Annotated in this window: 16 protein-coding genes; 10 read left to right on the top strand and 6 right to left on the bottom strand. The window is 74.0% G+C overall.

Annotated features, from left to right (window positions below; translation table 11 throughout):
- Window positions 1-175: 175 nt before the first annotated feature.
- Complete coding sequence (locus tag V6U90_RS23715; protein WP_334440709.1) at window positions 176-1,606, bottom strand: aldehyde dehydrogenase family protein; 1,431 nt, start codon at window positions 1,604-1,606, stop codon at window positions 176-178.
- A 72-nt stretch (window positions 1,607-1,678) separates the two neighbouring features.
- Between V6U90_RS23715 and V6U90_RS23710 the strand changes: the two genes are divergently transcribed.
- Together V6U90_RS23710 and V6U90_RS23705 are read left to right on the top strand one after the other, a co-directional pair.
- Window positions 1,679-3,283 (top strand): phytoene desaturase family protein, encoded by a 1,605-nt coding sequence (locus V6U90_RS23710; RefSeq protein ID WP_442933659.1) that lies wholly within the window; start codon window positions 1,679-1,681, stop codon window positions 3,281-3,283.
- Between the two features lie 187 nt (window positions 3,284-3,470).
- Entirely contained in the window at window positions 3,471-3,974 is a 504-nt protein-coding gene (locus V6U90_RS23705; RefSeq protein ID WP_334440705.1) for a hypothetical protein, read from the top strand.
- Between the two features lie 215 nt (window positions 3,975-4,189).
- Here the strand turns inward: V6U90_RS23705 and V6U90_RS23700 are convergent, their stop codons facing one another.
- The 3 genes from V6U90_RS23700 to V6U90_RS23690 form a co-directional block, all read right to left on the bottom strand.
- Window positions 4,190-4,957, bottom strand: a complete 768-nt coding sequence (locus V6U90_RS23700) for a polyprenol monophosphomannose synthase (RefSeq protein WP_334440703.1) — start codon at window positions 4,955-4,957, stop codon at window positions 4,190-4,192.
- Window positions 4,958-5,083: 126 nt separating this feature from the next.
- Complete coding sequence (locus V6U90_RS23695; protein ID WP_334440700.1) at window positions 5,084-6,103, bottom strand: SDR family oxidoreductase; 1,020 nt, start codon at window positions 6,101-6,103, stop codon at window positions 5,084-5,086.
- Window positions 6,100-6,546 (bottom strand): SRPBCC family protein, encoded by a 447-nt coding sequence (locus V6U90_RS23690; RefSeq protein WP_334440697.1) that lies wholly within the window; start codon window positions 6,544-6,546, stop codon window positions 6,100-6,102. Before V6U90_RS23690 ends, V6U90_RS23695 begins: the two co-directional genes overlap by 4 nt.
- A gap of 348 nt (window positions 6,547-6,894) precedes the next feature.
- Here V6U90_RS23690 and V6U90_RS23685 point away from each other — a divergent pair, with 348 nt between their 5' ends.
- The 8 genes from V6U90_RS23685 to V6U90_RS23650 are packed head-to-tail and all read left to right on the top strand — an operon-like array spanning window position 6,895 to window position 15,691.
- Complete coding sequence (locus V6U90_RS23685) at window positions 6,895-8,574, top strand: HAD-IIIA family hydrolase (protein ID WP_334440735.1); 1,680 nt, start codon at window positions 6,895-6,897, stop codon at window positions 8,572-8,574.
- Window positions 8,571-9,545, top strand: a complete 975-nt coding sequence (locus V6U90_RS23680) for a glycosyltransferase (RefSeq protein WP_334440694.1) — start codon at window positions 8,571-8,573, stop codon at window positions 9,543-9,545. The genes V6U90_RS23685 and V6U90_RS23680 overlap by 4 nt, the downstream gene beginning before the upstream one ends.
- Entirely contained in the window at window positions 9,530-10,747 is a 1,218-nt protein-coding gene (locus V6U90_RS23675; RefSeq protein WP_334440691.1) for a glycosyltransferase, read from the top strand. The genes V6U90_RS23680 and V6U90_RS23675 overlap by 16 nt, the downstream gene beginning before the upstream one ends.
- Complete coding sequence (locus V6U90_RS23670) at window positions 10,747-11,562, top strand: D-sedoheptulose-7-phosphate isomerase (RefSeq protein ID WP_334440688.1); 816 nt, start codon at window positions 10,747-10,749, stop codon at window positions 11,560-11,562. The genes V6U90_RS23675 and V6U90_RS23670 overlap by 1 nt, the downstream gene beginning before the upstream one ends.
- A 20-nt stretch (window positions 11,563-11,582) precedes the next feature.
- Window positions 11,583-13,019: a PfkB family carbohydrate kinase gene (locus tag V6U90_RS23665; protein ID WP_334440685.1), complete on the top strand. Its 1,437-nt coding sequence runs from the start codon at window positions 11,583-11,585 to the stop codon at window positions 13,017-13,019.
- Window positions 13,016-13,711, top strand: a complete 696-nt coding sequence (locus V6U90_RS23660; protein ID WP_442933658.1) for an SDR family oxidoreductase — start codon at window positions 13,016-13,018, stop codon at window positions 13,709-13,711. Before V6U90_RS23665 ends, V6U90_RS23660 begins: the two co-directional genes overlap by 4 nt.
- Window positions 13,708-14,724 carry a glycosyltransferase family 9 protein gene (locus tag V6U90_RS23655; protein WP_334440682.1) on the top strand — a complete coding sequence of 339 codons (1,017 nt, stop codon included), beginning with the start codon at window positions 13,708-13,710 and terminating at the stop codon, window positions 14,722-14,724. Before V6U90_RS23660 ends, V6U90_RS23655 begins: the two co-directional genes overlap by 4 nt.
- The gene (locus V6U90_RS23650; RefSeq protein WP_334440680.1) at window positions 14,708-15,691 is read left to right on the top strand and encodes a DNA topoisomerase IB; all 984 of its coding nucleotides are present in this window, start codon (window positions 14,708-14,710) and stop codon (window positions 15,689-15,691) included. The genes V6U90_RS23655 and V6U90_RS23650 overlap by 17 nt, the downstream gene beginning before the upstream one ends.
- A gap of 159 nt (window positions 15,692-15,850) precedes the next feature.
- On the opposite strand, the gene V6U90_RS23645 is transcribed toward V6U90_RS23650, so the two are convergent.
- Together V6U90_RS23645 and V6U90_RS23640 are read right to left on the bottom strand one after the other, a co-directional pair.
- Window positions 15,851-16,915 carry a helix-turn-helix domain-containing protein gene (locus tag V6U90_RS23645; protein WP_334440677.1) on the bottom strand — a complete coding sequence of 355 codons (1,065 nt, stop codon included), beginning with the start codon at window positions 16,913-16,915 and terminating at the stop codon, window positions 15,851-15,853.
- Between the two features lie 254 nt (window positions 16,916-17,169).
- A complete protein-coding gene (locus tag V6U90_RS23640) occupies window positions 17,170-17,673 on the bottom strand; it encodes a hypothetical protein (RefSeq protein WP_334440675.1) in 504 nt (167 codons plus the stop codon).
- Window positions 17,674-17,793: the final 120 nt, after the last annotated feature.

Raw genomic sequence — 17,793 nt, 5'->3', positions numbered from 1 at the left:
GTCAAGGCGATCGAGAAGGCCAACGACCGGGCCACCCGTAGGGCGCGCGGCGACTGACCCGCGTCCGCCCTGCCGATCATGGAGTTGTGGTGGAAACATAAGCCCCACCGGGGCGCATAACGCCCACCACAACTCCATGATCCACGGGGTGCACCCGTGGACGCGAACCTGGGGGTCACCAACCGGCCGGGGGTGCCTCCAGGTGCACCACCTTCGTGGCGGTCAGCTCGTCGAGCAGTTCCGGGCCGTACCCGAAACCCTGGCCGCTGCCCCGGCGTGGCTGCGCGGCACCGCCCGGCGCCCCACCGAACACCGCGTTGACCTTGACGGTGCCCACCGGAAGTTCCCGGCAGGCCCGCTGGGCGTGCGACATCGACCCGGTGAGCACCGTCGCCGCGAGCCCGTAGGCGGACCGGGCAGCCCGGGACAGCGCCTCGTCGAACGAGTCGACCGTCACCACCGGGGCGATCGGACCGAACGTCTCCTCCCGCAGTACCCCCATCTCGTCGGTGCACCCGGTCAGCACGGTGGCCGGATAGAACGCGCCCGGCCCGTCCGGGATCCGCCCGCCGGTTTCCACCCGGGCGCCGTCGGCCACCGCCGCCTGCACCTGCCCGTGCACGTGGTCCCGCAGCCGGCGGTCCACCAGTGGACCCAGCTCGGTCCCCGGGTCGCGTCCCGGGCCCATCCGCAGCGCGGCGGCGCGCCGGGTCAGGGCGGCCACGAACGCGCCGGCGACCTGGGAGTGCACGTAGATCCGTTCGACCGCCACGCAGAGCTGCCCCGAGTTGGCGAACGCACCGAGCGCGGCCTGCCCGGCGGCCCAGTCCGGGTCCACCCCCGCGTCCACGATCAGCGGGTCACTGCCGCCATTCTCCAGTAGCGCCTTCGCCCTGGTCTGCGTGCAGGCGGCGGCGATCGACCGGCCGGTGGCGGTGGAGCCGACATGGGCCACCACGTCGACCTCCTGGCTCGCCAGGCCCGCCCCGGTCTCGGCACCCCCGGTGAGCAGGGTCAGCACTCCGGGCGGCAGGGCGGTATCGAGCAGCCGGGCCAGCAGCCAGCCGGTGGCCGGGGTCCGCTCACTCGGCTTGTGCACCACCACGTTCCCGGTGACCAGGGCCGCCCCGAGCAGGCCGCAGGCCACTGCGACCGGGTCGTTCCACGGGGTCAGGACCGCGACCACCCCGCGTGGCTGCGGCACCATGAGGTCGATGGCCTCGGCACCGCCGGCGAGGGTCCGTCCGCCGCGCAGCGGCCCGAGTTCGGCGTACTGTCGCAACGTGCCCACCCCGGCGACCACCCCCGCGCGGGCCGACTCCAGCGGGCGGCCCATCTCGGCGGTCTGGGCCGTGGCCAGCTCCTCAATGGCGGCCGCCAGGGCGTCCGCCGCCCGGTGCAACGCCGCGGCCCGGTCCGCCGCCGGGGTCGCCGCCCAGCCCGGCGCCGCCTTGCCGGCTGCGGCCACCGCGTGCGCCACCTCGGCCGCCGTCGCCACCGGCGCCCGGCTGACCGGCGTGTCGTCGGCCGGATCGTGTACGACCAGCTCACCCCCGGCGCCACCGGCGCCCCACACCCCGTCGATCAACTGCTGCACCTCGTACATGGCGGGTCGGATGCCCCGGTCTGGCGGGGACAAACGCGTTTCGCCCGGTTGGCTGCCGGGTAGCCCGCCGGGATGGGTATGACCGGCACGGACAGTGCGGACGCGATCGTGATCGGCGCCGGGCACAACGGCCTGGTGGCCGCCAACCTGCTGGTCGACGCGGGTTGGGACGTGCTGGTGCTGGAGGCCACCGAGGCGCCGGGCGGGGCGGTGCGCTCGGCCGAGGTGACCGTCCCCGGCTACCTCAGCGATCTGTACAGCTCGTTCTACCCGCTCGGGTACGCCTCGCCGGTGCTGCGCGGGCTCGGTCTGGACCGGTACGGGCTGACCTGGCGGCACGCCCCCGACGTGCTGGCCCACCTGCTGCCGGACGGCCGGGCGGCGGTGCTCAACACCGACCGGCAGGTCACCGCCGCCTCGCTGGAGTCCTTCGCCCCCGGTGACGGGGCGCGTTGGCTGCGGGCGTACGACGACTGGCGGCAGGTCTCCGGGCCGATGCTGCGCGCCATCCTCACCCCGTTCCCACCGGTCCGCGACGGGGTGACCCTGCTGCGCCGGTTGGGTACCGCCGGTGCGCTGCGGCTGGCCCGCCGGCTGGTGCTGCCGGTGCGTCGGCTCGGCGAGGAACTGTTCCGGGGTGCCGGCGGTCCGGCCCTGCTGGCCGGGTGCGCCCTGCACACCGATCTGTCGCCGGACGAGGCGGGTTCCGGGGTGTACGGCTGGCTGCTGGCCATGCTCGGGCAGGAGGTCGGCTGGCCGGTACCGGCCGGTGGGGCCCAGCGGATCACCGACGCCCTGGTCGCCCGGCTGTTGGCCCGGGGTGGCCGGATCACCTACCGGGCCCGGGTGGACCGGGTGCTCGTCGCCCGGGGACGGGCGGTGGGGGTACGCGACACCGGCGGAACGCACCGGCGGGCCCGCCGGGCGGTGCTGGCCGACGTGCCGGCGCCGGCCCTGTTCCTGGACCTGGTCGGTGCGGCGGTGCTCCCGCCCCGGCTGGTCGAGGATCTGGACCACTTCCGGTGGGACGGCTCCACGCTGAAGGTCGACTGGGCGTTGTCCGGGCCGGTGCCCTGGGCGAATCCGGCGGTGGCCGGCGCCGGCACCATCCACCTGGGCGCGGACGTCAACGGTCTGACCCGGTACGCCGCCGCGCTGGCCTGTGGTGAGCTGCCGGCCGATCCGTTCCTGCTGGTGGGGCAGCTGACCACGGCGGATCCGACCCGGTCACCGGCCGGGACGGAGTCGGTGTGGTCGTACACCCACCTGCCGTTCCGCCGGGACTGGCGGGCCGAGGACGTGGCCGGGCACGTCGAGCGGATGGAGGCGGTGCTGGGGGCGTACGCCCCGGGCTTCCGGTCGCGGATCGTCGGCCGGTACGTGGCTGGTCCGGCGGCCCTGGAGGAGCGTAACCCGAGCCTGGTCGGTGGCGCCCTCGGTGGCGGTACGGCCGCCGCCTACCAGCAGTTGTTCCTGCGGCCGGTCCCGGGGCTGGGCCGGCCGGACACTCCGGTGGACCGGCTCTTCCTGGCCAGCGCCTCGGCGAACCCGGGCGGCGGGGTGCACGGTGGGCCGGGGGCGAATGCGGCCCGCGCGGCGCTGGCCCGGGACCGGGCGCTGACCGGTGTCCTCTACCGGCAGGCCGTCGACGCCGGTCATCGGCTCGTCTACCGGTAGGTGGGTCGCTGTCGCCGGCCGCCCATCGGTAACGCCTCTCCCGCATATCCGGCAAGGGCCAGCTGACGATATGCATTGACCGGTATCAAACTTTATCTAGTCACACGCGTCGATGTCTGGTAGAAATTCTCCAAGGCCGGCCCCTGCTTCGCAAAAATTCACCCCCTGCTGCGAATCGGGAGAGCCCATGTCATCCACCGGCACCACCGTGCGCCGCCGCGTACTCACCATGCTCGTCGCCGGGCTCGCCGCGATCGGCGCCGCGCTCGGCTTCGCCAGCCCGGCGTTCGCGATCACCCACTCCAGTGCCGCCTCGCAACTCTCCGCCGCCGGCATCAGTTGGTCCTCCAGCGGCAACTGCAGCGACCGCTACAACTCCAGCTGCACGTCCTTCGACGGCATCCGGCAGTCCACCATCGACGGCATCATCACCTTCAAGCGGGCCACCGGCTGCGCCATCAACATCACCGCCGGCACCGAGGTCGGGCACTCGTCCGGCACGTACAGCCACTGGAACGGCTACAAGGTGGACATCTCGCTGAGCACCTGCATCCAGAACTACATCTCGGCGTACTACACCTACGTCGGCTACATCTCCGGCTTCGGATACCAGTACCGGGCGCCCTCCGGGAACCTCTACACCAAGGAAGGCAGCCACTGGGACATCCTCTTCTACACCTGCGGCTGCTGAGGCCTCAGAGCGCCCGACAACAGGACTGGCGGGGCTGCGACGTGCCCTGGCGCGTCGGCTGGCGGCGTTGTCGTCGTCGGCCATGCAACACCGGCATGGCCTCCTCCTCCGCCTTGCCACCCTCGACCAGGACCCGCCTCGCCACCACCGCCCTATTGTCGGGCGCTCTTACCGGGTCGTCGCCGGAAGGTGCCGGCGGCGACCCGGTGACCCGGCTACCGGTCCAGGTTGCGGTGCCGGGAACGCAGCTTGAACGGCATCAACGCACTCTCGATCTTGGTGGCGGTGGTCATCTTCGACGCGCCGTCCCGGCGCTCCTCGAACCGGATCGGCACCTCCAGGATGGTGTGCCCCAGCTTGGTCGCCAGGTAGTGCATCTCCACCTGGAAGCTGTACCCGTTGGACTGCACCCGCTCCAGGCCGATGTCCCGCAGCGCGTCCGCTTGCCAGATCTTGAAACCGGCGGTCAGATCCCGGATCCGCACCCGCAGCAGGGTGTGCACGTACAGGTTCGCCCAGCCGCTGAGCGCCCGCCGGTAGAGCGGCCACGCCTCGTCGAGCTGCCCGCCCGGGACGTACCGCGAACCGATCACCACGCCGGCCCGGGTGGAGAGCAGCGCCCCGAGCATCCCCGGCAGCGCCTCCGGCGGGTGCGACAGGTCGGCGTCCATCTGGGCGACGTACTCCGCGCCACCGTCCAGCGCGCGGCTGATCCCGTCCACGTACGCCCGGCCGAGGCCCTCCTTGCCCGGCCGGTGCACCACCTGGATCCGCTCCGGGTGCTCGATGGCCAGTTTGTCGGCGACCTCACCCGTCCCGTCCGGGGAGTTGTCGTCCGCGATCAGCACGGTGAGGTTGGGCAACGGCAGGGCGAGGAGCCGCTCGACCAGCACAGGCAGGTTGCCCGCCTCGTTGTAGGTGGGCACCACGACGGTCAGGCGTGCGTCCCGCCATGGAGAGGGCAACTGTACGGGTTCGATCATCGCGGGCATCCTCGGTTGGCGACTGCGTTCTGTGGAGAGGGTAGTCACATCGCCGGTGATGCCTGGAACCTCCCCCATAGCGACACGGTCCGCTCACGTTCGGTGACGCCACTGCGCCGCTGTCGGCTACCGGTGTCCGCGCGGGCTTCCGTGCCACGCTGACCAGCCGAGTACCGCCCCGACCAGCAGGACGGCGGCGGAGACCGCCGGTTTGTGGGTGGCCAGCCAGAGGGCCGGGGACCGGTCACGGGAGGCGTCCCCGAAGACCCCGTGGGCGCCGTGGTCCCGCTCGGCGTCCACCGGCGCGTCCAGGTTGTCCCGCCAGGTGGACCGGTCGATCGGGGTGTCGGTCTGCTGCCCGGCGAAGCCGACGTCCGGTCGGGCGAGGTACCGGTCGAGCAGTCCGGGGGCCAGCATGTCGGCCAACCGGGTCTTCAGCGTCGGACCGCCGACGTTCAGCTCCCGCGGCCCCCGGTCGGCGGCCCACAGGATCGCCCGCGCCGCCAGCTCCGGCGCGTAGATCGGTGGTACCGGCTGCGGATGGCGCGGCAGCCGGGTACGCACCCAGGAGAACTGCGGCGTGTTGATGGCGGGTAGCTGCACCATGGACAGTCGTACCCCGGGACAGTCGTTGAGCAGCTCGGCCCGCAGCGAGTCGCGGAACCCCTCGATGGCGTGCTTCGACGCGCAGTACGCCGACTGCAACGGGATGCCCCGGTAGGCGAGGGCCGAGCCGACGAGCACGATGGTGCCCCGGCCACGGGCCCGCATGTGGCGCAGGGCGGCCAGCGTGCCGTGCACCGTACCGAGGTAGTTGACCTCGGTGACCCGGCGGAACTCGTCGGCGGTGATCTCCCAGGCGGGCGCGAACACGGAAACCATCGCGTTGTTGATCCACACGTCCAGCCCGCCGAGCCGGTGCACGGCGTCGTCGGCGGCCCGCTGCACCGCGCCCGCGTCGGCCACGTCCACCTGGTAGGTCAGCACCTCGGCGGCACCCAGGTCACGGGCCTCGCGTTCCGCCCCGGCCAGACCCGCCGCGCCCCGGGCGAGCAGCACCAACCGGGCACCCCGGCGGGCGTACCCGGCGACCACCGCCCGGCCCACCCCGGCGCTGGCACCGGTGACCACCACCGCCTGCGTCACTCCGCTGCCTTCTGCCTGGTCGCGATGTCCGCCAGCCGGCTCAGGGTCTCCTTGTTCCGGTGGTGCAGGACCAGGTCGTTGACCTTGTTGCGGATCCACCGCAGCGGACCTGCCGCGAACTCCTCGGCGAGGGTGACCCGGGTGCGGTCGGTCCCCACCGGGGTGAGTTCGAAGACCACGTGCGCCGCGCCGAGCGGCCACAGCCCGGCGCGTACCATGAAGCGCCGGGGCGCGTCACAGCTGAGCACGGTCGACGAGTCCGACAGCGAGAACGGCCAGGGGCCGGCCTGGTGGTGCAGCTTCGACCCGGCCCGGGGCCAACTGTCGTCGACCGCCCGGACGTGCACCGTCCCGACCACCCAGTCGCTGTACGTCCAGCCGTCCGCCAGGACCCGGAACACCTGCTCCGGGGGTGCCTCGATCACTTTCTCCACAATCGCCACCCGGGCCCCCTCAGAGTGACCGGCAACAGGGCTCTTACCCACCTGGCGCCCGGTTAACCACCCGCCCGGGGTGCCACCCGGGCCGACCCGTGCGCCGCTCCGGACCCGCCCCGGACCCGCCCCGGGTCCGGCCGGATGGTGCCCGGCCGGACGGTGCCCGGCCGGGCCGGGCGTTAGCTTCTCCGGAACGGCGGGTAACCCCCCGGCGCGGCCCGGCTCCGCCCGGCGGAGATGATGTTTACTCCCCGTAGCCGGGGGAACCCGCCGCCCGTGCCACAGGACCAGGTCGACCGCGATCGGCGCGGGCGTGGCGGCGGAGCCGCCGACCCACCCGCCGCCCGGTCCAGCGTGGACCCGGCCGGGTACGCACCCGACACCTCCCCGCCCCTGTTCGACGCCGTCCTGCTCGACCGGGACGGCACACTCGTCCATGACGTGCCGTACAACGGTGATCCCGACCGGGTACGGCCGGTCGACGGCGCCCGCGCGGCCCTCGACCGGCTCCGCGCCGCCGGCCTCCGGCTCGGGGTGGTCACCAACCAGTCCGGTCTGGCCCGGCGCTACTTCACCCCGGCCCAACTGGACCGGGTCAACGCCCGGGTGGAGGAACTGCTCGGCCCCTTCGACACCTGGCAGATCTGCCCACACGACGACACGGCCGGGTGCCGGTGCCGCAAGCCGGGTCCGGGGCTGGTCCGGGCGGCGGCGGAGGCGCTGGGTACCGTCCCGGCGCGCTGCGTCGTGGTGGGCGACATCGGGGCGGACATGGCTGCGGCGTCCGCCGCCGGTGCGGCCGGCATCCTGGTCCCCACCCCGGCGACCCGGGTCGAGGAGATCGCGGCGGCCCCGGCCCGCGCCGACGACCTGCCCGCCGCCGTCGAGGCGATCCTGACCCGGATGCGGCTGCTCCGCCCCGCCGGCCGCCCTGCCCGGCCCCGGTGCGTGCTGGTGGCCCGAACCGACTCGGCCGGTGACGTCCTGGTCACCGGGCCGGCGATCCGCGCGGTGGCCGCCGGCGCGGACCGCGTCGTGTTGCTCTGCGGGCCACGCGGCCGGGCAGCCGCCGAACTGCTGCCCGGGGTCGACGAACTGGTCGAGTGCGCGCTGCCGTGGATCGACCCGGAGCCCGCCCCGGTCCACCGGGGGTCGGTCGACGCCCTGGTGACCCGCCTCGCGGCGACCGGTGCCGACGAGGCGGTGCTGTTCACCTCGTTCCACCAGTCGCCGCTGCCGCTGGCCCTGACCCTGCGGATGGCCGGGGTCGGCCGGATCGCCGCGATCAGCGAGGACTACCCCGGCTCACTGCTGGACGTGCGCCACCGGGTGCCGGCGGGCATACCGGAGGCGGAGCGGGCCCTGTCCCTGGCCGCCGCGGCCGGGTTCGCCCTGCCCGCCGGTGACGACCCACGGCTACGGTTGCGGCCGGTAACCGACATCCCGGGCGGTACGCCGCCGGCCGGGGACCTGCCCGACGAGCCGGGGTACGTGGTGGTGCACCCCGGCTCCTCGGTCGCCGCCCGGGCCTGCCCACCGGAACTCTGCGCCGGTATCGTGGCGGCGCTGCGGGCCGACGGCCACCGGGTGGTGGTGACCGGCGGGCGCGCCGAGACCGCGCTGACCGCCCAGGTCGCGGTGGCCGGGGCGGTCGATTTCGGCGGTCGGACCAGCCTGGCCGGACTGGCCGGCGTGCTCAGCCGGGCCGGTTGCCTGGTGGTGGGCAACACCGGACCGGCGCACCTGGCCGCCGCGCTGGGCGTACCGGTGGTGAGCCTCTTCGCGCCGACCGTGCCGTTCGGTCAGTGGGCGCCCTACCGGGTGCCCGTGGTCCGTCTCGGCGACCCGGCAGCCGCCTGCCGGAACACCCGGGTGACCCGGTGCCCCCTGCCGGATCACCCCTGCCTGTCCGGCGTCGACCCGGCCGACGTGGTGGCGGCGGTCCGTCTCCTCGGCCGCGCGGCCCTGCCGCCGGGCGGGTCCGGCGCGCGCCGGCCGGTACCGGCCCTGGCCGGTGGGGGGAGCGGCCGGTGAACATCCTTCTCTGGCACGTCCACGGTTCGTGGACCACGTCGTTCGTCCACGGCCGGCACCGCTACCTCGTGCCGGTCACCCCGGACCGGGGCCCGTACGGCCTGGGCCGGGCCCGCACCTACCGCTGGCCGGAGACGGTCGTCGAGGTACGCCCGGAGGAACTGTCCCGGGCCGACGTGGACGTGGTGCTGCTGCAACGGCCGGAGGAGTACGACCTGGCCTGCGAGTGGCTGGGCCGGCGGGTCGGCCGCAACCTGCCGGTGATCTTCGTCGAGCACAACACGCCGAAGGGGGACGTGCCGAACACCCGTCACCCGATGGCCGACCGGGACGACGTCCTGATCGTCCACGTCACCGGATTCAACCAGCTGTTCTGGGACACCGGCGGTACCCGCACCACGGTCATCGAACACGGCGTGGTCGCGCCGGCCGCCCGGTACACCGGGGAACTGGAGCGCCTGGCCGTGGTGATCAACGAGCCGGTCCGCCGCTGGCGGGTCACCGGCACCGACCTGCTGCCCCGGTTCGCCGAGATCGCCCCGCTCGACGTCTTCGGCATGGGGGTGGCCGGGCTCGCGGACCGGCTCGGACTGCCCGCCGACCGGCTCACCAGCTACGACGACCTGCCCCAGGACCGGATGCAGGCGGAGATCGGGCGGCGTCGGGCGTACCTGCACCTGTGCCGGTGGACCTCCCTCGGGCTGAGCCTGATCGAGGCGATGACGGTCGGCATGCCGGTCGTGGTGCTGGCCACCACGGAGGCGGTGGCTGCGGTACCGCCGCACGCCGGGGTGCTCTCCACCCGTACCGACACGCTGCTCGACGCCGCCCGTGGACTCATCGCCGACCCGGACCGGGCACGCCGGTTGGGCGCCGAGGCACGCACCGTCGCCCGTACCCGCTACGGCCTGGACCGGTTCCTCGCCGACTGGGACCGACTGCTGGAGGAGGAGCTATGCGGATCGCGATGATCTCGGAGCACGCCAGTCCGCTGGCGGTGCTGGGCGGCGAGGACGCCGGCGGGCAGAACACGCATGTCGCGGAGCTCTCCACCGCACTCGCCCAGGCCGGCCACGACGTGCGGGTCTACACCCGGCGGGACAGCCTCGGCCTGCCCGCCACGGTACGGGCCGACGCCGGGGTGGCGGTGGTGCACGTACCGGCCGGGCCACCCGAACCGCTGCCCAAGGACAGCCTGCTGCCGTACATGCCGGAGTTCAGCCGGGCCCTGGTCGAACAGTGGCAGACCGGTGACTGGCTGCCCGAGGTGGTGCACGCGCACTTCTGGATGAGCGGGCTGGCCGGCATCACCGCCGGCCGGCAACTGGGCCTGCCGGTGGTGCTGACCTACCACGCACTCGGCACCGTCAAGCGCCGCCACCAGGGCAGCCAGGACACCAGCCCGGCACCCCGGGTCGGCTACGAACGGGCCCTCGGGCGCACCGTGGACCGGATCATCGCGCAGAGCCAGGACGAGATCCAGGAACTGGTCCGGATGGGGATCCCCCGGGAGCAGATGACTGTCGTCCCGTCCGGGGTCAACCTGACCACCTTCGCGCCGATCGGCCCGGCCGCCCCCCGTACCGCCGGGCGGGCCCGGGTCCTCTCGGTGGGCCGGCTCGTCGAACGCAAGGGCTTCCAGGACCTGGTCCGCGCGATGCGGCTGGTGCCGGAGGCGGAATGCGTCATCGTCGGTGGTCCACCCGCCGGCCTGGTCGACGACGATCCGCAGGCCCGCCGGCTGGTCGAGCTGGCCGGGGAGCACGGCCTCGCCGACCGGATCCGGCTGGTCGGCGCGGTACCCCGGGAGGAGATGCCGCAGTGGTACCGGTCGGCGGACGTGGTGGTGGCCACCCCCTGGTACGAGCCGTTCGGGTTGACCCCGCTGGAGGCGATGGCCTGCGGGGTACCGGTGATCGGCAGCGCGGTCGGCGGGATCACCGACACCGTCGTCGATCACGTGACCGGGGATCTCGTCCCACCCCGTGACCCGCAGGCCCTCGGCCACGCGATCCGCCGGCTGCTGGACGACCGGATCAGGCGGTTCGCGTACGCCACCGCCGCGCTGAACCGGGCCCGGCAGCACTACTCCTGGCAGCGCACCGCCGAGCAGCTCACCGCCGTCTACACCGCCGTGGGCGCGGTACGCCGGCCCACCCGGGCGGTGGCCTGATGACCGGCGCCGACATCGTGCCCGGCGCCGCCGACCTGCTCGACCGGCATCTGGCCGGGCTGACCGCCGCCCTGCCGGCCTACCGGCGGACCGCCCGGCTGCTGGCCCGGTGGGGCGACCAGTTGGCCCGCCGGCTGGTCGGGGGCGGGCGGCTGCTGGTGGCCGGGAACGGCGGTAGTGCGGCGGAGGCGCAGCATCTCACCGCCGAGCTGGTCGGCAAGCTGCGCGACGACCGGGAGCCGTTCTCGGCCATCGCGCTGACCGCGGAGACCTCCGCACTGACCGCGATCGGCAACGACTACGGCTTCGACGAGCTGTTCGCCCGGCAGGTACGCGCCCACGGCCGGCCGGGCGACATCCTGCTGCTGCTGTCCACCAGCGGGCGCAGCACGAACCTGGTGGCGGCGGCGGTCGCCGGTCGGGAGATCGGGATGCGGTGCTGGGCGCTCACCGGGCCCGCCCCCAACCCGCTGGCCACGGTCTGTGCCGAGGCGCTGGCCGTCCCGTCACCGGATCCGCAGGTCGTCCAGGAACTGCACCTGGTCTCCGCGCACGTGCTCTGCGAACACGTCGACCTGGCGCTGCCGGTCCTCGCCGGGGCGTCGGCCGCCGGCCGGGCGGCGGTGTCGGCGGGGGACGACCGGGCCGTCTCGGCGTCCACCGTACGACCGTCGGCGACGACCGGGCCGCCTGCCGTCCCCGCCACGACGCCCGCCGTCCCGCCGGCACCGGCCGGGCACACCCGGTCCGGTCCGGTCCGTACCGGGGTCGAGGTGGTGGTCGACGGGTCCGCCGGGTCCGGGGTCGAGGACTGACACGACGACGGGGAGGTGCCGTGAGGGGACCGCTGGTGGTGCTCGGTGACACGCTGCTCGACCGGGACGTGGAAGGGCTGGTCAACCGGCTCTGCCCGGACTCCCCGGTGCCGGTACTCGACGAGACGGTGCACGCGGACCGCCCCGGCGGCGCCGGTCTCGCCGCGCTCTTCGCCGCCGCCGACGGCACCGAGGTGGCGCTGGTGACGGCACTCGCCGACGACGTCGGTGGCGCGCGGCTCAGCACCCTGCTCACCGCCGCCGGGGTGCAGGTGTTCGCGCTGCCGCTGGCCGGGGCCACCCCGGAGAAGATCCGGCTGCGGGCCGGTGGTCGGGTGCTGCTCCGCCACGACCGGGGTGGCGCCGCCGGGCCACCGGGCGAGCCGAGCGAGGCGGTGCTCCAGTTGATCGCCGGTGCCGCCGCCGTCCTGGTCAGCGACTACGGCCGGGGGGTGGCCGGGCAGCCGGCACTGCGCGCCGCACTGGCCGCCACGGCGGCCCCGGTGGTGTGGGATCCGCATCCGAGGGGGCCGGCCCCGGTACCGGGCGTGCACCTGGCCTCCCCGAACGAGTCGGAGGTCCGGGTGCTGGCCGGTACCACACCGGGCGCGTCCCGGCTGGCCACCGCGTCCCGGGGCGCGCAGGAACTGCGGCAGCGGTGGCGGGCCGGTGCGGTCGTGGTGACCCTCGGCGGGGACGGCGCGTTGCTCTGCCACGCCGGTTCCACCCCGCTGGTCGTCCCGGCGCCCACCTGCGCCGAGGGGGACACCTGCGGGGCCGGGGACCGGTTCGCGGCGACCGCCAGCCGGGCCCTGGCCCAGGGCGCGCTGGTCTCCGAGGCGGTGCAGCAGGCGGTCACCGAGGCCTCGGCGTACGTGGCCGGCGGGGGCGTGGCGCAGGCGGTGCCGGTACCGGCCACCACCCCGGCGCCGACCGTGGTCGCGGCCGCCGGTGACCGGGTCGGTCCCGGTGCCGCCGGTGCCGTGGTCGCCGGGGTACGCGCCGCCGGTGGCACCGTGGTGGCCACGGGCGGCTGCTTCGACCTGCTGCACGCCGGGCACGTGGCCACCCTCCAGGCGGCCCGGCGGCTCGGCGACTGCCTGGTGGTCTGCGTCAACTCCGACCGCAGCGTGGCCGAACTCAAGGGCCCGGACCGTCCGGTGGTACCGCAGGGGGACCGCAGCCGGCTGCTCGCCGCGTTGGGCTGTGTGGACGCGGTGGTCGTCTTCGACGAGACCACGCCGCACGCGGTGCTGAGCTGGCTGCGGCCGGACATCTGGGTCAAGGGCGGTGACTACGCCACCGGTACCGGCGACACCTCGACGCTGCCGGAGGCGGAGATCCTCCAGCGCTGGGGCGGACACACCATCGTCGTTCCCTACCTCGACGGCCGCTCCACCACCGACATGATCATGGCGGCCCGGTCGGCGGACCGGCATCCGGAGGGGGCACGATGAACGAGCTGATGACGGGACGGTCGGTGCTGGTGACCGGCGGGTCCAGCGGACTCGGCGCGGCCGTGGTCACCGCCGTGGCGAAGGCCGGCGGCCGGCCCCTCGTCCTGGACCGGCAGGCCCCCGCCGACGGGGTGCCGTGGAGCGAATGCGACCTGGCCGACACCCGGGCCGCCGAGGAGGCCACCCGGCACCTCGCCGAACGCCACGGCGGACTCGACGCCGTCGTCACCGCCGCCGGCATCGACACACCCGGCCGGCTGGCCGACGTACCCGCCGACACCTGGGAACGGGTGGTGGCGGTGGACCTGCTCGCCACCGCCGCCGTCATCCGCGCCGCCCTGCCCTGGCTCGAACGCGCCCACGGCTCCGTGGTTACCGTCGCCTCCACGCTGGGGGTGAAGGCGGTCAGCGACGCCACCGCCTACTGCGCCGCCAAGTTCGGCGTCGTCGGTTTCACCCGGGCCCTCGCCGCCGAACTCGCCGGCACCGTCAACGTCACCCTGCTCATCCCCGGCGGCATGCACACCGCCTTCTTCGACAGCCGCGACGCGCAGTACCGGCCCGGACCCGACGCCGAACTCAACGACCCGGCCGACACCGCCGCAGCCATCATGTTCGCCCTCACCCAACCCTCCGGCTGCGCGGTACGCGAACTGGTGGTCTGCGCCGAACAGGAATCGTCGTACCCGTGATCCTCGCCCTGCGTGCCCTCGGTGTCGGTGACCTCGCCACCGCTGTGCCCGCCCTGCGCGCCCTGCGCGCCACCTTCCCCGACCGGGAACTCGTCCTGGCCACGCCCGCCTGGCTCGGCCCGCTGGTCGACCTCATCGGTGGCATCGACCGGGTCGTCCCCACCGACGGTCTCGACCAACCGCTCCAGGGCACCCGTACCGGCGGCCACCCCGAGCGGCCGGAGCTGGCCGTCAACCTGCACGGACGCGGGCCCCGGTCGCACCGTCTGCTCGCCGCCACCCGACCCGCACGACTGATCGCCTTCCGCTGCCCGGAGGCGGGCCACCACGACGGACCACCCTGGCGGGCCGACGAACACGAGATCGACCGCTGGTGCCGCCTGCTCGCCTGGTACGGCATCCCCGCCGACCCGGCCGACCTGGACCTGGTTCGGCCCGCTCCGGACCGGACGTCGGTCGGGGTGAGCATCGTGCACCCGGGCAGCAAGGAACCGCCGAAGCGGTGGCCCCCGGACCGGTTCGCGGCCGTGGCCCGGAAGCTGACCGGCCGGGGGCACACCGTCGTGCTGACCGGCTCGCCGGATGAGCGGTCCCTCGCCGGGCGGGTCGCCGCTGCGGCCGGACTGTCCGACAGCGCCGTACTGGCCGGACGGACCGATGTGGGGGAACTGGCCGCGCTGGTGGCCCACGCCCGGCTGGTGGTCAGCGGGGACACCGGGGTGGCGCACCTGGCCACCGCCTACCGCACCCCGTCCGTGGTGCTCTTCGGTCCGGTACCGCCGACGCTGTGGGGGCCGCCGGCGGACCGGCCCTGGCACCGGGCACTCTGGGCCGGCCACCGGAGCGACCATGATTGGACCGATATGTCCGGGGTAGGAATGCCGCCGCGCGGAGGCGGACCGGGTCGACACCCGCAGGGCCGGGGGCTGACCGGTCTCGACGTCGACGAGGTCATGGCGGCCGTGGACGAGGTGGAACAGGCGGTGCGGATCACCGGTGCGGTTGAGGCGTAGCGATCCCGCGAAACCCGGTTACGGGCGGCGCCGGCACGGTCGGGGTGTGGTCTTCCTGGACTGCGACGGTGTCCCGATCCGTGCTCCGGACGAGCTGGCCCGGCTCCGTGACCTGGTCATCCCGCCGGCCTGGCGGGACGTCTGGATCTGCCCCCACCCCGGCGGACACATCCAGGCCACCGGTACCGACGCGGCGGGGCGTCGGCAGTACCTCTACCACCCGCAGTGGCGGGCCAAGCAGGACGAGGCGAAGTTCGACCACGTCCTGGAGGTCGCCGGTCGCCTCCCGGTGCTCCGCGAGCGGGTCGACGCCGACCTGGCCGTCCGGGGCCTGACCCGGGAGCGGGTACTTGCCACCGCGACCCGGCTGCTGGACATGGGCATGTTCCGGATCGGCAGTGAGCAGTACGCCGCCGGTGACGACCCGACGTTCGGGGTGGCCACCCTACGACCGGACCACACCCGGACCCGGCAGGGCTGTGTGGTGCTGGAGTTCCCCGCCAAGGGCGGTGTCGAGCAGGTCCGCCGGATCTCCGACCCGCAGCTCTGCCGGGTACTGCGCGACCTGCGGCGACGGCGGCGGACGGCGGAGCGCCTGTTCGGCTACTGGGACGGCCGGCAGTGGCACGACGTCCGCAGCGACGAGGTCAACGAGTACCTGCGCGAGTCGAGCGGCGGTGAGATGACCGCGAAGGACTTCCGTACCTGGCACGCCACCGTGCGGGCGGCGGTCGAACTCGCCTCGGCCGGCCCGCAGCGTTCCGTCACCGCCCGCCGCCGGACCGTCGCGGCGGTGATGCGGGACGTGGCCGATCTGCTGGGCAACACCCCGACCGTGGCCCGGGCCTCCTACGTCGACCCCCGGGTGGTCGACCTGTACCACGACGGGGTCGTCGTCCCGGTCGACCGGGACACGCCCCGACCGGCGGCGGAACGGGCCGTGCTGGAACTGCTCTCGGACACCTGACGGCCCGGCCACCCGTGATCCTGGGGGGAACGACGGGCGGCAGGGCCGGAGCCGGGTGGGGTGGGGGTCCCGCGACCTGGGCGGTCACCGCCGGCCGATCAGCCGCCGGTCGCCGCCGCAACCCCCGTTGCGTCGCGGAACCGCCCCGTCTCCGACCGGTCACCGCCGGTCGGGCTTCAGTATCGCGGTCCCGTCGTTGTCCACGGGTGCCACCGGGTTGGCGGTGCGTGCCACGCCGGGGGAGCCGAGCACGTCCTGCTGCTCCCGGTACGCCTGCGGGGTCACCCCGTAGGCGTACCGGAAGACCCGGGTGAAGTGCGCCCGGTCGGGAAAGCCCCACCGGGCGCCCACGGCGTACGCCGGCTGGTGCTGCAACGCGGGGTTCATCAGGTCCCGCCGGCAGCGGTCGAGCCGCCGCTGCCGGATGGTCTCCGCCACGCTGCTCTGTTCCTCGGCGAAGAGCCGGTGCAGGGAGCGCACCGACATGTGGTGCGCGGCGGCGATCATCGCCGGATCGAGCCGCGGGTCGGCGAGATGCCGCTGGATGAACGCGTGTACCCGGGTCAGCATGGCCCGCTGCCGGACGGCCGTCGGCACGGTCGCCGCCGTGTCCAGATGGGTGCCGAGCATGGTGGTGAACAGGTCGAGGGCGATGGTGCCGAGCTGCGGCGCGTCCTGCGGCCGGTACTGCTCGGGGTGGGCGGCGATCCGGGTCATGTACTGGGCGAGCAGCACACCCACCCCGTCGGTGGAGGAGAGCCGACCGGCGAAGAGCCGGGCCACCTTGTCCGGTGGCAGGCTCACCAGGTCGTGCGGGATGACCAGGCACACCGAGGTGGCCAGCCCGGTACGACCGAGGTCGCCGAAGTGGGCCACCTCGTGCGCGCGGGTCGCGTCGTAGAAGGTGAAGTCGCCGGCATGGAAGGCACTGGTCTGCCGGTCCTGGGTGATCCGGCTCCGGCCGCTGGTGGTCAACGCCAGCATGTACACCTCCGGCTCCGAACCGGCGCGGCTGTTGGCCCGGCGGGCGTCCATCGACGGGTACCGGTAGTCGATGAGCTGCACCGGCCCGAGCGGGATGGCGGTGGCGCGGGCGGTGAAGTTGTCCGCGTGGTCGGTGTAGACCTTCAGCGGTGCCGACATCCGGGCGATCACGTCCAACCAGAGCCCGAACCGGTCCGGCGGGGGCAGTTCCTCGGTATCCACGACGGCGGACTCCAGCATGACGGCCCCTTTCTTCCGGCATCCGATCGGTACCCGATCCTGGGTGTCTACCCGGTACGCCCGTGCTGCTCCGGTCCATTGTGATTGGTCCGTCACGGTACCGATACATGCCGACCGGAGACCGAAGGTACCTGCGAAAATCCGCGCACCATCCCGGTGTCGCCGTCCCGACACCGGTCGGGGCGGCAACGCCCGGGACGTTGCGCGGATCGTGACTACTGATCGTGACTGCTGATCGGATCCGGTGCGGAACCTCAGTCGTTGAGCACCTGGGACAGCCGGTCCCGGAACCGTCGCTCCGAGTCGCTGACCACGTCGCCACCGATGCCCAGGATGCCGCCGGTCGAGGCCGCCGTCACCACGTTCTCGGCGATCTCCACGAGCCAGTGCCGGTACGCCCCGGCCGCACCCTCGTCGACCCGGTCGGCCAGCAGCAGCGTGGCGGCCTGGGCCCGGCCCAGCACGTCGTCGATCAGGGCCTGCGGGTCGGACGGTGCGATGACCGGTAGTTCCTCACCAGCCTCCGGGTCGCCCACCCGGGACACCATCTCGGCGGCGACGGCGGCGACCAGCGGGCTGCCCGACTCGCGGCCCGCCGAGATGGTGTCCAGCCCGGCGGCGCTCTCCGCCATCGTCCGGCGGGTGCCGTCGGACTCGGCCGCGCTCGCTGCGGTCAGCACGGACTGGGGCAGGCCGACCAGCAACCCCCACTCCTCGTCGGTGAAACCGAATCTGGCGTACGTCGGCTGCTCGATCACGGCAGTGCCCCTTCCATTCGCTTGCCCATCTTCTCGCATCTCCGGACCACCGGAAGCTGTGCCCGCCGGCACCACGGGCCGGCACAGAGGGTATGCCAGGACCGCCCGCCTCCGGACCAT

This window comes from Micromonospora sp. CPCC 206060 (assembly GCF_036906895.1).
Taxonomy (GTDB): Bacteria; Actinomycetota; Actinomycetes; order Mycobacteriales; family Micromonosporaceae; genus Micromonospora.
This window is presented reverse-complemented; position numbering and strand designations above follow the sequence as displayed.